Annotated in this window: 14 protein-coding genes; 5 read left to right on the top strand and 9 right to left on the bottom strand. The window is 61.6% G+C overall.

Annotation, left to right across the window (positions count from 1 at the left end):
- Window positions 1-55: 55 nt before the first annotated feature.
- Window positions 56-973, bottom strand: coding sequence for a glycosyltransferase family 2 protein (locus DWA01_RS10665; RefSeq protein WP_114285825.1), 918 nt, complete (start codon window positions 971-973; stop codon window positions 56-58).
- Window positions 974-1,421: 448 nt separating this feature from the next.
- On the opposite strand from DWA01_RS10665, the gene DWA01_RS10660 reads away from it, so the two are divergent.
- Together DWA01_RS10660 and DWA01_RS10655 are read left to right on the top strand one after the other, a co-directional pair.
- Window positions 1,422-3,155, top strand: coding sequence for a type I secretion system permease/ATPase (locus DWA01_RS10660; protein WP_160116008.1), 1,734 nt, complete (start codon window positions 1,422-1,424; stop codon window positions 3,153-3,155).
- A gap of 11 nt (window positions 3,156-3,166) precedes the next feature.
- Entirely contained in the window at window positions 3,167-4,468 is a 1,302-nt protein-coding gene (locus DWA01_RS10655) for an HlyD family type I secretion periplasmic adaptor subunit (RefSeq protein WP_114285823.1), read from the top strand.
- Between the two features lie 360 nt (window positions 4,469-4,828).
- Here DWA01_RS10655 and DWA01_RS10650 read toward each other — a convergent pair whose 3' ends face one another.
- Complete coding sequence (locus DWA01_RS10650) at window positions 4,829-5,416, bottom strand: sugar transferase (protein ID WP_235008519.1); 588 nt, start codon at window positions 5,414-5,416, stop codon at window positions 4,829-4,831.
- A 479-nt stretch (window positions 5,417-5,895) separates the two neighbouring features.
- Here DWA01_RS10650 and DWA01_RS10645 point away from each other — a divergent pair, with 479 nt between their 5' ends.
- Complete coding sequence (locus DWA01_RS10645; RefSeq protein WP_160116007.1) at window positions 5,896-6,861, top strand: glycosyltransferase family 2 protein; 966 nt, start codon at window positions 5,896-5,898, stop codon at window positions 6,859-6,861.
- 422 nt (window positions 6,862-7,283) lie between these two features.
- Here DWA01_RS10645 and DWA01_RS10640 read toward each other — a convergent pair whose 3' ends face one another.
- From DWA01_RS10640 to DWA01_RS10630, 3 genes are read right to left on the bottom strand one after another with little or no spacing between them, the layout of a single operon-like run.
- Window positions 7,284-8,111, bottom strand: a complete 828-nt coding sequence (locus tag DWA01_RS10640) for a CpsD/CapB family tyrosine-protein kinase (RefSeq protein WP_114285820.1) — start codon at window positions 8,109-8,111, stop codon at window positions 7,284-7,286.
- Between the two features lie 18 nt (window positions 8,112-8,129).
- Window positions 8,130-9,662, bottom strand: a complete 1,533-nt coding sequence (locus tag DWA01_RS10635; protein WP_114285819.1) for a GumC family protein — start codon at window positions 9,660-9,662, stop codon at window positions 8,130-8,132.
- The gene (locus DWA01_RS10630) at window positions 9,652-10,542 is read right to left on the bottom strand and encodes an ExeA family protein (RefSeq protein ID WP_114285818.1); all 891 of its coding nucleotides are present in this window, start codon (window positions 10,540-10,542) and stop codon (window positions 9,652-9,654) included. Before DWA01_RS10630 ends, DWA01_RS10635 begins: the two co-directional genes overlap by 11 nt.
- Before the next feature lie 1,160 nt (window positions 10,543-11,702).
- Here DWA01_RS10630 and DWA01_RS10620 point away from each other — a divergent pair.
- The gene (locus DWA01_RS10620; protein ID WP_114285816.1) at window positions 11,703-12,305 is read left to right on the top strand and encodes a polysaccharide biosynthesis/export family protein; all 603 of its coding nucleotides are present in this window, start codon (window positions 11,703-11,705) and stop codon (window positions 12,303-12,305) included.
- An 81-nt stretch (window positions 12,306-12,386) separates the two neighbouring features.
- On the top strand, window positions 12,387-13,787 hold the full coding sequence (locus tag DWA01_RS10615) for a hypothetical protein (RefSeq protein ID WP_114285815.1): 1,401 nt from the start codon (window positions 12,387-12,389) through the stop codon (window positions 13,785-13,787).
- Window positions 13,788-14,093: 306 nt separating this feature from the next.
- On the opposite strand, the gene DWA01_RS10610 is transcribed toward DWA01_RS10615, so the two are convergent.
- The 4 genes from DWA01_RS10610 to DWA01_RS10595 form a co-directional block, all read right to left on the bottom strand.
- The gene (locus tag DWA01_RS10610; protein WP_114285814.1) at window positions 14,094-15,092 is read right to left on the bottom strand and encodes a sulfotransferase domain-containing protein; all 999 of its coding nucleotides are present in this window, start codon (window positions 15,090-15,092) and stop codon (window positions 14,094-14,096) included.
- A gap of 230 nt (window positions 15,093-15,322) precedes the next feature.
- On the bottom strand, window positions 15,323-16,597 hold the full coding sequence (locus DWA01_RS10605) for a glycosyltransferase family 4 protein (protein ID WP_235008518.1): 1,275 nt from the start codon (window positions 16,595-16,597) through the stop codon (window positions 15,323-15,325).
- A 1-nt stretch (window position 16,598) separates the two neighbouring features.
- Window positions 16,599-17,867, bottom strand: a complete 1,269-nt coding sequence (locus DWA01_RS10600; RefSeq protein ID WP_114285813.1) for a nucleotide sugar dehydrogenase — start codon at window positions 17,865-17,867, stop codon at window positions 16,599-16,601.
- Window positions 17,868-17,970: 103 nt separating this feature from the next.
- Window positions 17,971-19,416, bottom strand: coding sequence for a mannose-1-phosphate guanylyltransferase/mannose-6-phosphate isomerase (locus DWA01_RS10595; RefSeq protein ID WP_114285812.1), 1,446 nt, complete (start codon window positions 19,414-19,416; stop codon window positions 17,971-17,973).
- Window positions 19,417-19,904 lie beyond the last annotated feature (488 nt).

Raw genomic sequence — 19,904 nt, 5'->3', positions numbered from 1 at the left:
ACGCCTCGCGACAGGATTGAATCTCCGCGAATCGGTCACCTCGCCAGGCGGGTGTTCAGGCGTGGGGAAACAGCTGCCTGCGCCAGCGCCCGGCCGCCACCCGTGCGCGGCGGGACAGCACACTGCTGATAAGCGATACCGCGCATAGCTGTCGCTGAAATCCAGTCAGCCCGCCGATGTTGTAGACCGACTTCAGATACTCAAGGTAAAGCCGTTGCTGAGCGGTGAGTTTTGAGCGTGCTTCCGGATCAAACCAGCGCAGAACCTCCTGGTCGGTCTTGTTGGCCTTAACCGACATCTTCTGGTGAAAGCGGCGCTGAAACAGCGGCGCGCCCTCAAGATGCATGATATTGCCCAGCAGCGCACATTCCACCAGCAGCACATAATCGGAAGAGATGTAATTTCCGATCAGCCCGGTCCGCGCCAGGGTGTCCCGGTGGAACAGGCCAAACACCGATGTCACCTTGCTCATGCCCTGAATCGCCCGGAATACGCGGACAGCCGGATAGGCCGAACCCGTATGCATCGTCGCCGGGTCAGGTCGCAGAACCTGGCCGGACTCGTCAATAAAATCGGATCTCGGATAGACTAACGCCGGCACGTTTGCTGAGGTTTCAAAGGCCGCAATACAGTGTGACAGGAATTGCGGCATCAACAGATCATCATGCGCGGCCCATTTGAAATAGCGGGCCGAGGCAAGGCGAAACACAAGGTTGTAGTTTTTTGCAGCGCCCATGTTCGAGGGCTGGCGCTGCCAGCGGATCCGGCTGTCACGGGCAGCAAAACGCGCGCAGATATCCGGCGTTTCATCCGTCGAGCCATTGTCCGAAATGATAAGCTCAAAATCCCCCATGTCCTGCGCCAGGATCGACTCCAGCGCCTCGGCAAGGAAATTGGCGCCGTTGTAGACGGGCAGCCCGATGCTGACGACGGGTGGCTGGCCGGAAATCAATTGCGTTTTGGACATTGTCATATCAACTCCATCCAGGACAGCCAGGGTGGATACTTCGCACCAGCGCTGCGTTTTTCTGAGCTCTGTGCGATCAGCCCGTGTTGCCGGTCACGATTGGCCCGCCGCCTTGCCACCGGGAACGTCTCACCGATCCGGCAGACCTGAGATTAAGCCCGGCCCGTGGCCAGTGTCCTGGATTTCAACCGTCCCCGCAAGATTCGTAAATGCAGCGTTTGAGCGCTGCGGCCTTGGCACTGACGCCCGCACACGGCGCTTTCAAACCGGCGAATTTGATTTGAGGCGGCGTTACAGGCATACTCGCAGCCACTGATTGGCTGCACAGCTGACGTCGGGGGCTCTGCGCGGAGACCCGGGCGTGACGTGTTATCACTGTCGGGTTTTGGGATCTGCACCGGGTAAAAACATGTGCTGCCGCCCCCAATGCCCGGTTCAGGCCAGGGTGGGAAACATGCAAAATATCGCGAACCCGGAAAATAATCCGTACCGGAAGGCAAAACGCCAGTTGCGGCGGAGTTTTGTCCAGGTCGCCTTGTTCAGCGCCGTTATCAACCTGCTGATGCTGACCGGCCCGATCTATATGTTGCAGGTCTATGACCGGGTGCTGGCCAACGGGTCGGTGCCGACGCTGCAGGGATTGTTTGTCTTTGTGGTGGTGCTTTACACCTTTTTGGGCATCTACGAATTTCTGCGGGCGCGGCTGCTGTCACGCGCGGGTTACCGGCTTGATGCGCTGGTCGGCGCCCATGCGTTTGATTTCTGGATGCGCACCGGCATCGGTTATGACCGCCGCGGCAACAACCCGGTGCGCGATCTGGAAATCGTGCGCGGTTTTCTCGCCAGCCCGGCAATTCTGGGCATTTTTGACGTGCCGTGGATCCCGTTTTTCCTGACCATCGTCTTTTTCATCCACCCCTGGCTTGGATTTCTGACGCTGGCCGGCGCGGTGGTGGTGGCGATTGCGGCGCTGCTCAATCAACTGCTGACCCAGCGGATGATCGGCTGGGCGATGGAGATGGACGGGGCGGAGCGCAGTTTCATTGAACGGGGCCGGCGCAACGCCGAAGCGGTGCTGGCGCTTGGCATGCAGAACAAGATCGTGCAGCGCTGGCGCGAAATGCATGAAAAAAGCCTGTCGCAAATGCAGCGTGGCGGCGACCGTTCCGAGTTTTTTGCCGCGTTTTCCAAGTCTTTCCGCCTGTTGCTGCAATCGATGTTGCTGACGCTGGGGGCCTATCTGGCGATCCAGCAAGAGGTCTCTGCCGGGGCCATTATCGCCACCTCGATCATTGCCGGTCGGGCGCTGGCGCCGGTGGACCAGGTCATCGGCCAGTGGCGCAGTATTGCCCGGGCCAAAGAAGCGCACAGACGGCTGCTGGCGACGCTGGACCGGATGCCCGCCGCCCGCCGCCATATCAAACTGCCCGATCCCAAAGGCCTGTTACAGGTTTCCAACCTGACCAAACTGGTGCCCGGTGGCAGCCGCGGCGCCGAAGTCAAAAAGATCATCGACCGGGTCAGCTTCACCCTGAACCCCGGCGATGCGGTTGGGGTGGTGGGCAATTCTGCTGCCGGTAAATCGAGCCTCGCCAAACTGCTGGTCGGGGCCTGGGAGCCGGACGCCGGCGAAATCCGGCTCGACGGCGCCACCCTGAACCAGTGGCACCCGGAGGAACTGGGCCGCCACATCGGCTACCTGCCGCAATCGCTGGAAATGCTGCCCGGCACCATTGCCGAGAATATTTCGCGCTTTGACCCCCGCGCAGATGACAAGGACGTTATTGAGGCCGCGCAGATCGCCGGGGTACATGATATGATTCTGGCGCTGCCCCATGGGTATGCCACCCAGGTCGGCATGATCGCCCAGCCGCTGTCGGGCGGCCAGACCCAGCGTGTCGGTCTGGCGCGCGCCATTTTTGGCATCCCGCGGTATATCATTCTGGACGAACCCAACTCCAACCTGGATGCCGGCGGCGACGAAGCCCTGGCGGCGTCGATCCGCACCCTGCGCCGTCGCGGCTCGGTGGTGGTGGTGATGGCGCACCGGCCCAGCGTGATTGTAGCGGTGAACAAGATCCTGATCCTGAAACAAGGCCAGGTGGCGCATTTTGGCGACCGCGATGACATCGTCAACGTGTCTCTGCCGCCAGAGACAGCCGCCGGCAAAAAAACCGGAACCAAATAACGGGGGCTCCTGTGAACGCAGATTATATTCCCAAGACCAATCTGACCGGGGTGGCCCGGCTGGGCATCTTTGCCAGCCTGTGCATGTTGCTGATCCTGTTTGCGCTGCTCAATCTCACCATGATCAGCGGCGCGGTGATCGCTTCGGGGCAGACCGCAGTGCGCGGCAAACCCAAGGTGGTGCAAAGTCTCGACGGCGGTGTGGTGGACCAGATCTTTGTCACCGATGGCGATGTGGTGGCCGCCGGCGATGTGCTGTTGCGCTTTGACCCGACCCTGCTGCGCATCAATCTGGACATCTACCAGAGCCGGCTGGCCGAAATCATTGCCCGCCAGAGCCGGCTGGAAGCGGAATACCTCAATCAGGACGAAATTACCTTTCCGGCGCCGACCGCCACGCTGAACCCGGAGGCGCTGGCGCGCGACATCGCCGGACAGTACGAGATATTTCAGGCCCGGCGCGACGTGCTGGCGGGCGGCAAAGAACAACTGCAGGAACGCATATTGCAGTTCAACAATCAGATCGCCGGCGTCGAAGGGCTGATCGTGTCAAAACAGACCCAGCTGGAATTTGTCCAGAGCGAGTTGACAAATGTGCTGGCGCTGAAACAGCGGGGGCTGGCGCTGGAAAGCAAAGTGCTGGCGCTGCAGCGCGACGAGGCTGATCTGCTGGGCCAGTTGGTCGGGCACCGCTCAGAACTGGCCAGGATCCGCAATTCCATCCGCGATTCCGAGCTTGAAATTCTGCAGACTGAACGGCAATTCCGCGAACAGGTGGTCACAGAGCTGCGCGAAGTCACCGCCAAACATGAAGAGATTGTGCTGGAAATTGTCACCGCCGAGAAACAGCTGGAACGGATCGACGTGCTGGCGCCGGTGGAAGGGGTGGTTCACGAGATGCAGGTGTTCACTGTTGGTGGTGTGGTGGCACCCGAAGGCGTGATCCTGTCGGTGGTGCCGCTGACTGAAGGCGTGGTGCTGGAGCTGCGCGTTGACCCCAAATCGGTGGACGAAATCTTTGTCGGTCAGCGCGCCAAAATCCTGTTCCCGGCGTTTAACTTGCGCGTCAGCCCGGATGTGTTCGGCGCGCTGGACAGTATTTCCCCGACCAGTATTACCGATCCGGCGACCGGAGTGTCTTATTACCGCATCACCCTGACCGTTCCGGAGGAACAAATGGCGCTGCTGGGCGATGTGGATCTGATCCCCGGCATGCCGATTGAGGCCTTTTTGCTGACCGGAGAGCGCTCGGTGATGAACTATTTGACCAAACCTTTGATGGACCAGCTGCAGCGCGCCTTCCGCGACGGATAAGCGGCGCGGCACCTCTCCTTTCGCTGCGTCCTTCTTTGCGCCCTTGCCAGCGCTCTGACCTTGGGGCTTCGCCGAAGGAGCTGGGGCGCCGCTTACCGGGCGGACAGCGGGTTACCGCGTCGCCAGCGGTTGGCATGGCGAAAGCTGCTTTGGATGGCGTGGCGGGTGGCTTGAAGGTTGTCATGGCCGATGGCAAACGGACGTCATGACCGATGGAAAACGGAGGGTCTGACCGATGACAAACGGAGGGTCAGACAGATCTTGAGGAGGATAGTGGTGCAGATGGGGAGCCAGATGGTGCGGCGGATGCGGCGGCAAACGGTTCCGTCAGAAATCAGGCGCGCGGCCGACGCCGGCGGATCAGTATCCGGTACAGCTCAGCACAACGCCGAGGGTGCGCACAAAAATGTCCACATCGGTTTTTAACGACAACTGGTTGTTATACTCGGTATCAAACTTGGCACGGGCGGCAAATGAACTGCCGTTGCGCGCGGACACCTGCCAGGACCCCGAAATACCGGGACGCAGCTGGTAATAGGCGGTGCCCGGATACTGACCGCTTTGCTCCGGCATCATCGGACGCGGGCCAATCAATGACATTTCCCCCAACAGGACGTTCCAGAACTGCGGTAGCTCATCCAGCGAGGATTTGCGCAGAAACCGGCCCAGCGCGGTGATGCGCGGATCGTTCTTCAGTTTCTGGCTTTCGTCCCACTCCTGCCGTGCGCGCGGATTTTCAGCCAGGTAGCTTTCCAGGATCTGGTCCGCATCGGTCACCATGGTGCGGATTTTCAACATGCGGAAAATACGACCGCCGCGGCCGATACGACGCTGGCTGTACAGCGGCTTGCCGCCCTGGCAGGCGGTGATAAGCACTAAAACGAAGATGACAGGCAGCAGCACCGGCGCGCTCAGCACGACAAAGAGAATATCGAATACACGTTTCACATGTCTGCGATAAAATCCCCCTTCTGATCCGCTTAACGCAATGCTCTTTACACTTCCTGACGCTCTGAAAACATCAGGCCCACCTTTGAGCTGAATCGCCATACTAATAACTCCACAACTGGAAGCTCGTCACTATACCTCTAAAAATATGGCCCGGTTCGCCGGTGCTCAATTCCCCCCTCGTGGAATCAAACTCGAATCAAATGGTCGGTATTAATGTTTTAATACTAACGCCAAACGGGACATTTTTCAATTGTTCTGACGCCTCCTGTCCGGGGGAAATTGTGGCGGTTCCACTCATAATCCGCTGCACCGGCCCTTTTGGATGTCCCTGTGGTTGCCGCGGTGTGCCGCCGTTCGCTCAGACAGTTTCCCCCTGCAGGCAAAGGGTTGCTCTGCGCGCGCTGCACTGCACTCCCACCGCCGGATTGGCAAGTGCCGCGAACCCGCCTAACATGGGAAAAAACCCGGAGCATCGCATGAGTGACATCCCGGCCCCGTCCGACATCCCGCCCGAGATCCCGGCGCCGGCCAGTGTGCCGGACCTGACGGTCGTCATCCCGCATCTGAATGCGCCCCGGGTTCTGGAGCACTGCCTGCGGGCACTGTCCGCCCAGCGCGACGACGGCGTACGTTTTGATGTGATCGTGGTGGACAATGGTTCCGAGCAGCGACCGGAAGCGGTCTGTGCGGCCTATGATTTTGTCCGGCTCAGCGATGAGCCAACGCCCGGCCCCGGCCCGGCCCGCAACCATGGCGCCAGCCTTGCCATGAGCCCGCTGCTGGCGTTCATTGACTGCGACTGTATCGCGCATCCCGGCTGGGTCAAATGCATCGCGCAGCATTTCGCCCGCCATCCGGACACAGACGTCATCGGCGGCGATGTCTGTATCGCCCGGGTCGATCCGGCCCGCGCCACCGCGATTGAAGCTTATGAAAGCGTCTATGGCTACCGTTTCAAACTCTATATCGAAAAACACGGCTACAGCGGCTCCGGCAATATGGCGGTGCGGCGGCACGTGTTTGAACAGGTCGGCGGCTTTGCCGGCATTCATATCGCGGAAGATATGGACTGGGGGCGACGTGCCGCGGCACAGGGGGTGCAGCTGGACTACGTGCCTTTGATGCGGATCGACACCGCCGCGCGCGAAGACTTTTGCCAGCTGGCGCGCAAATGGGACCGCCATATCGGCCATGATTTTGAAACCCTGTCCGGCGCCGGGCAACACCTGCGCTGGGGAATACGGGCGCTGGCCCTTGCCGCGTCGCCGCTGCCCGAGATCCTGCGCATTCTGGGTTCAGAGCGCATATCAGGGGCGCGCGAACGCTGGCTGGCGTGGCGCTGCCTGTGCCGTATCCGGCTGTACCGCTGCACCCGCATGTTGCGGCTGCTGGCGGGCGGCGACGGCAGGGCGATGTCAGGCGCCTGGCGGCGCCGCGGCTGAGCCCGGGCTGCGGGCCGGGATGCGCGACGGGATGTGGGCCAGGATGTGAGCCGGGCCGGGCGGAGGGTTGAACCCCGGTGGGCTGAACCGGGCAATGGGCCGCGGCTGGCCCCGCCCCGCAGCAGGGGTGCGGGCGGGGCAGCGAAAACAGGAAGGGCGCATGCACTGCATGGCACCTGCGCGGCGAAGGGTGTGCCGGACCGGAGCCACACCGGAGTTTCGCAGGCGGTACGTCAGGCTCCGCCGGGCTGGACCGGGCCGTATCGGGTTAAGCCTGGATGGCGCCAGCGTGACGTCCAGGTGACGCTCGTATAGTGCGGGACCGGGGGCCGGCCCAGGGCGAAGCGGGGGCCGGCCCCCTTTGTTTGTCGCCGCTGCCCGCTGGCTGCCCGCTGGCTGTCTCTGGCTGCCCTCTGGCCACCTTACCCATAGCCGCCGGCGAGATCGGCATAGCGGCACTTGTTCAGCACCACCCCCAGCAGATTGGTCACTTCGCTCAGATTGCGTTCACAGAGGTCAATTTCTTCCAGTGTGGTGAGTTCCGCCGCCGCCACCAGCAACACACAATCCACCTGATCGGCAAAACCCATCATTTCGCCACTGCTCAGCATCGGCGGCATGTCGAAAATCATCAGTGACAGATCAAGCACCCGCTCCAGATCGCTGAACACTTCAGTTGCGTGACTGCTTTGCAGCAGTTCTTCCATACTGGGGGCCGGGCTCCGGTTGAACGCAAAAGCCAGATTATGGCCATAGCGCAACATATGCTGAAACGCCGGGTCACGATCTTCCAGGGCGCGGGAAAACTGCTCATTGCCCGCTTGCAACCCCAGTGTTCTGGCCAGCGACGGGCGGCGCATATCCAGTTCAATCAGCGCCAGGTTCAGATCCGGCTGCCGCGCCAGGCTGAAGGCAAGATTGGCGCTGAGCGTTGTTTTGCCACAGGCTTTGCCAGGGGAAACCACTGCCAGCCGGCGCCAGTTGTTGCTGCGCATCTGCTGAAACACCCGTGTGCGCATCATGTCAAACGGCGCCGCGTCGCCGCCGGCTTTCAAAGTAAAAACCCGGTTGTCCTTCAACGCCCGCACCGACGGTTTGAACATCGCGATATCCTGCCAGGCCCCTGCAATAATATCCGCACTGCCCCCGCCCGCCTGTAGCGCCCGGGGCGCCGCTGCCTGTGGCGGCGGCGCCCCGCCACCCTGCCGGTTAGCGCGCGCTTTGTTGATGGCAGACTGAATGCGTTCCATAGGCGGGTCCCGCTTTCTTCAGGGTGATATCCGGTTGCTGATCTGGCTGATAATCATGTCCACCGGCATATAAAACTGGTGGATCACATAGAGACTGCCGGTGACACTTATCACCGCGCCCAGAAACGTCGCCGCGATGATATTGCGCCGGGCCACCACTTCGCGCCTGGTGCGGATATAGGGCAGCGTGGCAATCGGGGTGAGGCCAAGCCCGGCGACAATTTCAGAGGGGCGGCGGATCGCCTGATTCAGAAGTTCCAGCAACAGAACCAGCGCGAGGCCCAGCACCATGCCGCCCAGAACGCTGCCGCCGGCGATCAGTTTGCGGTCCGGGCTGTAGGGGTCCGTGGGCAAGACCGGTTCCCCGATCATCACGATGCGCTGGCCCTTGGACAGGGATTCGATACGTTCGCCGGTCTGCGCCTCAGCCAGCCGGTTGACCATGGCGTTATATTGTCCCTGGGTGATCGCATTGTCGCGCTCCAGTTCTGAAAGTTCCGCCGCAACTGCCGGGGTTGAGGCGATCGACAACCGCAGGATCTCGATCTCGCCCTCCAGTTGACTCTGTTGTACTGAGAGATAGGACAGCTGCCCGTCGATCTCCGCCTGCTGGATGTCAAACGGCGTCAGATCAACCTGAGGGTCCTCGACCGGCAGGCTGGAACTTTGCTGGCTGATGACGGCCTGGCGCTGGGCATCCACCCGTCTTTGCAGCAGCCGCGCCTGCGGACTCTGCGGCGAAAAGGTCAGCAACAAGGAGGCAAGCTCGGCTTCCAGCCGCTGCAACAGACGCAGCTCCGGGCTGACAGCCTCGCTGCGGGCGGTGCGGCCGGTGAGTTTGAACAGGGCCGCCAGCCGCACCCGCCGCTCGATCAGCGCGCCGGCCTCGCGCTGCAGCTGAAGCGCGCGTTCCTGTAATCCGTTTTGTTTGCTGCGGCGATAGGAAATACTGTCGGGCAGGCTGTCCTGGTGGCTGGTGCGATAGGCGAGCAGCGCCGCTTCGTTGCGGTCCAGATCAGCCCCGAGCCGCGCCACTTCCTGTTTGAAGAACTCCAGGGTCTGCACCGCGCTGGAGGTGCGCATATCGACACTGGCCTGCAGGATACGTGCGGCAATATCATTGGTGACCTGCAGCGTTTTTGCGGCAGAGTTGCCCTCATAGATCACCGCTATTGTGGTGGCCGCGCCGCGCCTGGAGCGGGCATCAATCAGGATACGCATACGCATATCATCGACAATCTCCTGCCGCGTCAGACCGGGCTGCGCGCTGTAAAGTTCAAATTGCATCGCGATATCCAGCAACGTGCCAGAGGCCAGCAACTGCTGTTCGATGATCTGCATGCGTTCCACCACACCGGTGCGCACGGTGGAGCTGGCCAGCCGGTCCGGGATTTGTTCACTCTGCACCAGCAGCAGCGCTTCAGAGCGGTATTGGGCCGGCAGTATCGTGGCGATTATGAAGCCGCTGGTGGAGACAATAATGACAACCAGCAGGAAATAATGCAGCCGGCGCATGAAGATCGACAGATAATATTTCAGATTAGATTTCATGGATCGGATCCTGTAAAATCAGCGGCTTTCCGTTCACTTTGCCACCGCCAAAAAAGACATCGTCGTTTAACACCTGGTGCACGGTATTGGCGGTGATGCGTTTGCGGTTGTCGGCAAAGGTATAGACCATCGACAGGTCGCAGATCTGGTTGACCAGCCGCGGCACGCCGCCGGTGACCTGGTGGATCATCTTACAGGCGCTGCCGTCGAACAACATGACCGTGGCCCCGGCGGCGCGCAGACGATGGGCGATATAGGATTTCACCGTATCCGCATCCATGTTGGGGATATGAAAGCTTGCGGCAATGCGCTGCGCGAACTGGGTCAGGTCGGGTCGGTTTATCATCGCACGCAGCTCCGGCTGGCCGACCAGGATCAACTGCAGAAGTTCGTCTTTGTTGGTGTTGATATTGGTGAACATGCGCAGCTCCTCAAGCGATTCACGGCTGATGTTCTGGGCCTCGTCAAAGATCAGGATCACCCGGCGTCCGGCGGCATATTCCGCCACCAGATAGGCCTGAAACTGGTGAAACATATCCACATAGCTGGCCTCCGTGCCCACGGGTTGTGACAGTGCCTGCAGCACCCAGCGGATCAGCTCGCCGCGGTCGCCGCTATGAGCATTGGCGATCATGGCAACGGAGACGTCGTCCTCGAGCGAGCGCAGCAGCTGCATCAGCAGCGTGGTCTTGCCCGCGCCCACTTCGCCGGTGATCAATGTAATCGGCGCACGCGTTACCAGCCCGTATTCCAGCGTGGTATAGGCGCGGCGGTGCTCGGCAGACCAAAACAAAAAATCCGGATCCGGCACCAGCGAAAACGGGCGCTCCAGCAACCCGAAATAGTCGGTATAGATGTCGACGGATCCAATTGCACTCATACAAAAAACATCACTGTTACCCCCTACTAAATCCCCCGCGTCCCGTTTCATCCCTGTGTTGTCGTTCCCGTGCAGCCCTGGTTGCAGGGCTCTATAGTTCCCTGGTTCCGACCGCGTGTCGCTGCAGATCAGACACGCACCGGTCTCCGGTGATTTGACCAGCGCCTTTGCCGTTCCGGACCGGTCATTCGCCGCCTGCCGGTCCCAGCGTGTCGTCCCCGAATGTCATTCGCAGCCGGCAGCGTCCGCACCGCAGTCCCACACTACGGCCCCACACCGCAGTCCCGGCCCGCAGTCCCGGGCAACAATCCCGAACCACAGATCACGCCGCGCAGGCGCGGCCCGCAGATTAAACCCCGGTGCAGCGCTCAGCAGTTGGTCGCAAGACAACGCGGTCGGCGTTGTGAAATACTCAAACCGAATCGCCCCGCTGAACGAAAACGCGCCACTTACAGAGCCCGGGCAAAGCGCAGCAGACGCGCTGAATTGGCCCGGTTTTATGAACAATCGCCCTGGTCTCAAGACATTGGCGGGTTCCAGACAACATCCGGCAGTGAACAGATGCGCTGCAACAGATCGTGGGTCATTTTACCGCTTTTTGCCGAAAAATTCGAGCGTTTTCGCATTTGGCGCCCGCGCGCGCGCCAGGCCCGGGTTTCGGGCCAGGATTCAGACGCGGGAATCAGACGCGGGATTTGGGCACCGGATGCCGGCACCAGATGCCCGCACGGGGCTGCAGCCCTCAGACGACGCCCGCCCGTTCAGACTGCGCTCTGGCTGCGGCGGGGAACCCGGCGCCCACGCGGGCTGTCTGTTGTCAGCGCCCCGGCGCGCCGGTTCGCAGCGGGCCGCTGACGCCACGCCGCGAGCGCATCCGCCACGGGCAGACGGTCCAGTGAGGCGGAGCACTCCGGGCACGGTTCTGCGACCCCTTCCCGCCCCGGGCTGGTGGTTGCGCCGCCGGATATTTTGCACCGGCAGCAAAACCATGGCCCAAGCAGCGCCCTGTCCCGGATGGAAGCAGGCGCCATATGCAACAACACACCCCCGTAAGGCCCACCGCCCCGGATGGGTATAACCGGATTATGTCTTCCCCGATGCACCAATAAACATTAGACTTTTTCATATACAAATCAGTTGAGAATGAGGGGTTGAAACAGATGAGACACTTTTTATTCGTACTGGCAGGCCTTTTTCTGATGGCGCTGCCCACGCTGGCACAGGATGGCTACCGGCTGAACCCGGGTGATGTTCTGCGCGTCGAGGTTCTGGAAGATCCGAGCCTGAACCGCAATATCCTGGTGCTGCCTGACGGGCGCATCTCGATCCCGACGGCCGGCAGCATCCAGGCCGAAGGTCTGACGGTCGAACAGATCCAGGCCAATGTAATCAAACGGCTGGCGGGGAATTTTGCGGTGTCCCCCAATGTGTTCGTCGGCGTGGCCTCGCTGGCGCCGAAGACAGAGGTGGTGCCGCACCTGACGCATACGATCGATGTATTTGTAATGGGCGAGGCGGCAGCTCCCGGTAAATACGAGGTCGAGCCAGGCACCACGCTGTTGCAGTTCATGGCCCTGAGCGGCGGGTTTTCACCCTTCGCAGCCACCAAACGCATCCAGTTACGACGGGTGAGCAGCGCCGGTGTTGCGCAGGTCATCACCGTCAACTACCATGCCCTGGAACGGGGCGCCGCACTGAGCAGACCAACGGTTATGGCACCGGGGGACGTGGTCATCGTCCCGTCACGGCGCTTGTTTGAATAAGATGTAACCGAGGCGGGATCCCGGGCGCCGGGGTCTCACAACAAGCCCGTCACAGACACGGGCAGGCAGGACGGAAACAACATGCTGGCAAAACGATCCATACTGCGCGCTGCGGCAGCGGCTGCCACTACGGCTGCGGGCAGCCTGTCTATCTCTCCCGGGGTCGCCCAGGAAGGCGGTCTGCAGCTGGATTTCGGCATCGAACACCGGCTGGAAAGCACCGACAACCTGGCGCTGGACTTCCCTGCGGAGGGGCGGACCAGCCGCGCCTCGACCGCGCTGTCTTTTGCGCTTGAAAGCGCCACCCGCACGCAGCAGTTTTCCTTGTCCGGCTCCGCCGCGCTGTGGCTATCGGAAGAGCCCGGCACCGGCAGCGACACCCGCATAGCCCGCCCGGCGCTGCGCCTCACCTATGGACGCCAGAGCGCCAATGCGGCGCTGAGCTTTGACGCCAGATACCGCGAGGAACAGGTCGAATTTCTGACCCCGTTTGACGACGGTGACGAGGGGGAAGACGGGGATGGCGGCGACACCGATCCCGGCGAAACCACAGATATCACCGGCACCGGACAGCGGATCAACTATGGTGCCAAAGCCAGGCTGGAGCTGGGCACCGCCGCGCCACTGGGTCTGATCTTTGACGCGGGTCTGAGCGAGGTGGACTATTCCAGCACCACCGACCCGGACCTGGTCGACAGCAGCCGTCGCAACCTGGCCGCCACCACACGACTGCGGATATCGCCGGTGACCGAGGGCACCGTCGCGCTGAGCTATGCCACCTATGAGGACTCTGACGACACCGAGCGCGAGACTTCCACTGTCAATTTTGGCGTCAAACATGCGCTGTCCCCGGCCACCCGGTTTGAGGCGGCGCTCGGCTATGCTGTCATCGACACCGAAGAGCCCGGCCTCAGCAGCCGCGAAGAAGGCTCAACCGCCCGGCTCAGTATTGAATATGACATGCCCGACGGCAGTATTGAGGCGAATTTTGCCTCCACCATCGATCAGAACGGCACCCAGAGGACCCTGAGCTTCGGGCGTGTGCTGGAACGGCGCAGCAGCAAAATTTCCGCACGCCTGGGGGTGTCTGACACCGATGACCGCGGCACGGATCTGATTGGCGCGCTGAGCTGGCAGCAGGCGCTGCCCACTGGCGCGATTGAGGCGCGCCTGGCCCGCCGTGTACGGTCCGTCGGTGATGACGGCTATCAGCTGCGCACCCTGGTCTCGTTGGGATATGCCCGCGATATCAACCAGGTCTCCGCGATTTCTTTTGACCTTGATTACGCCTGGCTCGACGAGATCGGTGCCAATTCCGTGACCCAGGGCACCGCGACGGCGACCTACAGCCGGGCGGTGAACGCTGACTGGGATATGAACTTCGGGGCGAAATACCGGCTGCGCGACGAAGACACCGTTGGCAAGGCCACCTCAACCGGGGTGTTCATAAGCCTGAGCCGCGACTTCAGCTATCGCCCCTGACCGGCCGGGCGCGGACAGTCGCCGCCATGGTCCGGTCCATTGTTCGGCCAGCAGATCGGCCCGCAAGTCTGCCGACAGCTCTGCCAGCGGCCTGAGCCCCCCCGTCCGGCCTCTCGGGCTGGCCGCTTTGTCTGCCCCCCCGGCGACGCCTTCGTTGCCCCCGGGCGATGCAAACCCTGTGCGGCGCCCCCCTTGTTGTTCAATGCCGGGCCAGCAGGGCTGCCGCAGCCGTCGCCCAGCGCGTCTGACTATGGCCAGTCCGGCCGATCAGCGCACCAGCAAGCCCGCACACCAGCCTGGCCGGGCTCAGTAGCCGAATTTTCGCAACACCGGGCCAAGCTCGCGCTCGATATAGTCCAGATGTTCCGCCTCCAACTCGTCGCGCCATTGCCCGGAACGCCCACTGCGCAGATGATTGTTTTTGGCCACGACAGCGATGCCGCCGCCCGCCGCCCCGGCAGCTCCGCGGCCCGATCCGACGCCGGTTTTCCGGCCGGTGCGGCTGCCGGCTTCAAACAGCCGCATCAGATCGCAGCCCAGGTCCAGATCGCGGCCCGCAAAACCCAGGTGGGTGAACATGTCGCGATACAATTGTGACCGCTGCTCCGACATCAGATCTTCATAGGACACTTCCAGAATATCAGGGTCCTCCACATCCCACCGTTCCAGCGTTTCGCGATAGAAAAAGATGAAATGCTCGATCTCCATGAACAGCCCGGCGCGGCGGTCCGCCCGGTTCAGCTTCTGCTGATAGCTGACGCCGGCCTCATCCGGGCGATGCACCCAGTCCTCATAGGTCCATTTGTGATAGTGATAGCCCGATACAATCATATCACGCGGGTCACGCATGATATGAACACCTCGGTATGACGGGCACAGCGCCGGCAGATCCAGCTTGCCATGGGCCGCAAGCACCAGCCGCGCACCCGGGTCCGGCGGGTCGCTGAAAACCCGTTGATAGCGTCGATTTATCCCAAAACTCAGCAGGCGCAGAACGGCGGTGAAATAGGTGGTCATCACCTTGTGATGGGTGGCAATAAACATCACCGGTTCCGAGCGCGCGCCCGCCTTTACCTTCACTTTAGCCCTCGCCCCTGCCCCCAGCGGCATCGGCCGCAGCCGCGCCGTCGCCAGCCGCGCCAGCATGGCCCAGAACGCGGGCCGGGCCAGCAGACCGCGGTTCTTTTTGACAAAACTGGGGAATTCCTGCTGAAAGCGGCGCAGGCGGGAGCGCCGCACCTCAGGGCCAAGCCCTGCCGGCGTGGTGATATTGCGGTTTTGCGGCTGTGGTGTCGTTTCCCCCAAGCGGTCTCCTCCTGAACATTGCCGCGGCCGTAACTGGCGGCTCCGGAGCCGCGCCCCGGCCCGGCTGCAAGCCCACACTCTGTGCCCAAACCCCGGGCGCTAAACCTCAAGCCACAGCCTTCAGACCACGGCCTTCAGACATCAGACTTCCAACCGCAGACCCTGCCTGGGCTGGACTGACCTGGCCCGGCCCGGCCCGGACAATCTTTAACGCCGCCCAGGTCGCCGGCCTACGCCTTAGACGCGGTGCGCTTCCGGCCGGGTTTTTTGGCCTCCAGACGTTGATAGGCCGCGATCAGCGTGTCTACCTGGTGGTCCCAGCTCAGCTCGTTTTCCACCCGTTGACGGCCAAAAACACCCATCTCCCGCGCCTGTTGTGGATGCTCCAGCAACCAGGAGATTTTATCGGCAAGATCTGCGGTGTCATTCGCCCGCGCATAAAGCGATGCGCGGCCAGCAGAGAACCGGCCTTCTTTCAGATCGAACTGCACCATCGCTTTGCCAAAGGCCATATATTCCAGCACTTTGTTCATGGTGGATTTGTCATTCATCGCATTGACCCGGTCCGGATTGACACAGACATCCGCGCTGGAAAGCACCGAAAACAGTGCAGCATCCGGTACGCGGCCGGTGAATGTCACGTGATCCGCAATGCCCAGATCCGCCGCCATCGACCTGAGCCCGCGCAGCGCCGGCCCGCCGCCCACCAGCACAAACTGCACGTCGCAGCCCTCGTCCAAAATCATCTGGCGCGCCGCCTGCAACAACAGATCAAGGCCTTCCTGATCGCCCATCACCCCGACGTAGCCCACCATATGGGCGCGGCCCTTGCGCCAGCGCGCCTCCGGAGCGCTGACCCGCAGACGGTGCAGATCCGGACCTGAGCGCACCACAAACACGTCCTGCGCCGCGATGCCACCCCGGTCCAGCGCGATGTCGCGATAACTTTCATTGGTCGATATCACCACGTCAGCGGCGCGGAATGTCAGCCGTTCAAACAGCAGCATCAGCCGCCAGAAAAATCCCCGGCGGCCGAATTTGGCCTCATAAAGCTCGGGGTTGATGTCGTGGTGATCAAACAGAAAGCGCTTGCCCGCCAGTTTGAACGGCAGCGCCACCAGAAAGATCAGATCCGGCGGGTTGCAGGCATGAACGGTGTCAAACCCGTGCCGCCGCGCCACCTTCACCGCCAGCCGCAACTCATGATACAGCGCCACCGCATATTCCGCCGCGTAGCCCAGCGCGCCGCTGGCATCCAGCGGCAGAGGATGGCGGTAGATATGCACGCCTTCAAGCTCTTCATAGAGGCTTTCATAGCCGCGGCCAGTGGGGCAGATCACCGCCACGTCTGCGCCGGCCGCGCGCAGCGTGCAGCATTCATGCCAGACCCGCCGGTCAAACGGCAGCGGCAGATTTTCCACAATGATCAGCACCCGCCGCCCCGCCAATGGCTGTTCAAAACGGGCCATATCAAGCCGCGACGGGGTCATGTCAGAGTTCAGCATGTCAGTCCAGAACCCCTATGTTGCGGATGTCACAGCCCGGCGGCAGATGCAGCGCACCGGCGGCGGCATTGCTGACAATCACCCGGTCATAAGCCACGGTCTCGGCCTGACATTTTTCGACCAGCAATTGTTCGAGCGCCGGCAGCTGCGAATAGGCATAGCCCAGGTTGGCGCCAATCAGCTTGGCCGCATCTATGCCCGGATCATACACTTCAAGCCGGTACCCCGCCGCCAGCAGCTTGCGCGCCAGGTCCACATTGGGACTGTTGCGCAGATCATCCGTTTCCGCCTTGAACGCCAGCCCCACCAGCAGCACACGGGCGCCTTTTTCCAGCCCCTCGACCGCATATTCAAACATCCGGTGTTTGTGCATCTCGTTGGAGCGCAGCAGGCTGCCGATCATGTTCAGATTCACCCCGGCCTCTGCCGCGATATGCTGCAAAGCGCGCACATCCTTGGGCAGGCAGGAGCCGCCAAACGCGCCGCCCGGCCGCATATAGCGGGGCGAGATATTCAGCTTTGTATCAGAGACAAAAATCTCATGCACCTGTTGCGCGGAAATGCTCAGCGCCATGCAAATACGGCCGATTTCATTGGCAAAAGTCACCTTCGCCGCGTGCCAGCTGTTGTCGACGAACTTGGTCAGCTCCGCCTCGCGATAGCCCACCACAAAGCTTCTGGCGTCAATGCGCGCGTTCAGCTGCTCCATCACCGGGCTGGGGGCACCGTCCCTGGTGCCGGTGACGATTTTGGGCGGTGAAAAATAGTCCCGCACCGCGCTGCCTTCACGCAGAAATTCGGGATTGTAGATGATTTCGACACGTTGCTGAGGGTCTTCGCCCAGGGTGGCGCCAAAGATCGGCCACACAAGTTCTTCAATGGTGCCAGGACGGAAGGTTGATCGGTAGACCACCGGGAGCGGCGACTGACGGCTGCTTCTGACGGCGGTGGCAATCTGGTGGGTCACATCGGCAATAAAGCCCATATGATGCGAGCCATCCGCCGTGGACGGGGTGCCGACGCAGACAATCACCAGGTCGCAGGCGTCCAGATGGGTGCCGATCACGGTGTCCGCACTGATGCGGCCCTCCGCAAGCGCCTGCTGCAACAGCGCCTCCACTTCAGGTTCTACAATCGGCGCGGTGCCGGCCATGATCTCGCGCACCTTGCGGGCGTTCACATCGATGCCGACGACCTCGTGGCCCTCGCTGGCGATGCAACACGCCGAGGTAAATCCCACATATCCCAGACCCAGAATAACGACTTTCATACAAGGTCATCCACGGTTTCAAAGGGCGAAACCGGCGGCGATGAAACACCGGCTTCCAACAAGGCCGTGGCCAGCGACCACAGCAACGACACGCAGGGCGCATTTATCCGCGGTGATATATATCCTCGTACCGCACGATATCATCCTCGCCCAGATAGATGCCGGTCTGTACCTCGATCAGATACATCGGCACTTTGCCTGGATTTTCCATCCGGTGGGTGGCGCCCAGCGGAATATAGACAGATTCATTTTCGGTCAGCAGCCTGGTGTCTTCGCCGACCACAACCCGCGCGGTGCCGGCGACGACGACCCAGTGCTCGGCGCGGTGCACATGGCTTTGCAGGCTGAGCACGCCGCCGGGTTTGACCATGATGCGTTTGACCTGAAACCGGTCCCCCAGCCCAAGGGTCTCATACCAGCCCCAGGGGCGGAAAAATCTCGGATAGTCATCGGCCTGGGCACAACCGGCGGCGCGCAGATCCGCCACCACTTGTTTGACCTGCTGCGCGTGGTCCAGGTCCACCACCAGCACCGCATCGCGCATCGCCACCGCCGCAATGTTTTTCAGGCCCAGCCCAACCAGCTGAATGTTATCCTCTTCACAGCGCAGCAGGGTGTTTTCACACTCAATTGCGGTGGCATTGCCGGTGCAGACCACGCCCCGCTCCGTGGTCGCGTCTCCGTTCAATTCTCCGGAGGCCAGCTCGCTCAGCAACCCGTCCCAGCTGCCCAGATCCGACCAGCCGGCGTCAAACGCCACTGCTGCCAGGTTGTCGGCCTTTTCCATAACCGCATAATCAATCGAAATGCGCCGCGCCTGCTCATACTCTTCATCGCCAAGCCGGATGAAACCCAGATCAGGTTCCGCCGCCGCAAGTGCAGCGCGGCAGGGCGCGATCAGATCCGGTGCATGGGTCTCATAGGCCGCCAGAATGTCCCCGACCCGAAACAGAAAAACGCCGGCATTCCACAGGCAGTTGCCCGCCGCCAGCAGGTCAGCGGCCTCCGCCGCCTCCGGTTTTTCGCGAAATGCATGCAGCGCTACCGCCTGCCCGGACTCCGCCGCACCTGACCCAATGGCCAGTTCAAGATATCCAAAGCTGGTGCTGGGCCGCGCCGGTTGCACCCCAAAGGTGATCAGCGCCCCGTCGCGCGCAGCGGGCACACCCGCCATAATCGCCGTATGCAGCTTGTCGGGCTCGCGTACCAGATGGTCAGAAGGCGCCACCAGCATCAACGCATCGGGCACATCCTGCAGCGTCAGCGCTGCAGTCAGAATGGCCGGCGCAGTGTCGCGCACTGCGGGTTCCAGATAGATCTGCGCATCGTTCAGCCCGATGGCCGCAGCCTGTTCCTGGGCCAGAAAGCGAAAGCGTTCATTGGTCATAATCAAAGGTGTTGAAAATGCCGGCCCGGACAGGCGCCGCAGCGTGTTCTGAAACAGGCTTTCGCCGCCGAGAAGAGCCACAAATTGCTTGGGATAGGCGCGGCGCGAACTCGGCCAGAGTCGGGTCCCCGAACCACCACACAGGATCACCGGATGTATCAAAATACGTCCCCCAACTCTTTACTCACGCCGCACAAAAATCAGCGTCACACAAACATTTCCCCGCATTAAGAAAGCCATATTTGGCCGCAAAAGTGAATGGATTTATGGTAAACGCCGGTCAGATCTTCGCAGGGAAAAGGGGTTTTGCGGTGTATTTACGCGCGACTGGGTGCTGATTTTCGCTGCGGAAAACAGCTGATCCGCCTATGTCTGGCGTCGGACCGCCATCGCACCCACAACATGCAGAAGACGGCACAATTGGGCCTCTTTGAACACCCCGGCCAAATCACCACCGGCAAAATATTTCTGCAGATTTCGGGGCAAAGCGGCGCGCCAAGCTCAAATCGCGCCGGAATCGCCGGGCTGAAAGATCCGGTCCTGACGACTTTTGCCGGGCTTCCTCCTTTGCAAAGCACCGCCCGGTTCCCGCCTGCCGCAGCCGCCCGGTCGCCGCAATCCGACTCGCCGTCCAGGGGGGGTTCCCGCTG

The organism is Candidatus Halocynthiibacter alkanivorans (genome assembly GCF_003333265.1).
Taxonomy (GTDB): domain Bacteria; phylum Pseudomonadota; class Alphaproteobacteria; order Rhodobacterales; family Rhodobacteraceae; genus Halocyntiibacter_A; species Halocyntiibacter_A alkanivorans.
The sequence above is the reverse complement of the archived record's forward strand: the minus strand, read 5'-3'. Positions and strand labels throughout refer to the sequence as shown.

Bases quoted from the DNA above. Each gene is read 5' to 3' on its own strand.
- DWA01_RS10605 (WP_235008518.1), bottom strand. From the start codon at position 16,597: ATGCTGAACTCTGACATGACCCCGTCGCGGCTTGATATGGCCCGTTTT.
- DWA01_RS10635 (WP_114285819.1), bottom strand. From the start codon at position 9,662: ATGAAATCTAATCTGAAATATTATCTGTCGATCTTCATGCGCCGGCTG.
- DWA01_RS10640 (WP_114285820.1), bottom strand. From the start codon at position 8,111: ATGGAACGCATTCAGTCTGCCATCAACAAAGCGCGCGCTAACCGGCAG.
- DWA01_RS10660 (WP_160116008.1), top strand. From the start codon at position 1,422: ATGCAAAATATCGCGAACCCGGAAAATAATCCGTACCGGAAGGCAAAA.
- DWA01_RS10645 (WP_160116007.1), top strand. From the start codon at position 5,896: ATGAGTGACATCCCGGCCCCGTCCGACATCCCGCCCGAGATCCCGGCG.
- DWA01_RS10665 (WP_114285825.1), bottom strand. From the start codon at position 973: ATGACAATGTCCAAAACGCAATTGATTTCCGGCCAGCCACCCGTCGTC.
- DWA01_RS10630 (WP_114285818.1), bottom strand. From the start codon at position 10,542: ATGAGTGCAATTGGATCCGTCGACATCTATACCGACTATTTCGGGTTG.
- DWA01_RS10620 (WP_114285816.1), top strand. From the start codon at position 11,703: ATGAGACACTTTTTATTCGTACTGGCAGGCCTTTTTCTGATGGCGCTG.
- DWA01_RS10615 (WP_114285815.1), top strand. From the start codon at position 12,387: ATGCTGGCAAAACGATCCATACTGCGCGCTGCGGCAGCGGCTGCCACT.
- DWA01_RS10600 (WP_114285813.1), bottom strand. From the start codon at position 17,867: ATGAAAGTCGTTATTCTGGGTCTGGGATATGTGGGATTTACCTCGGCG.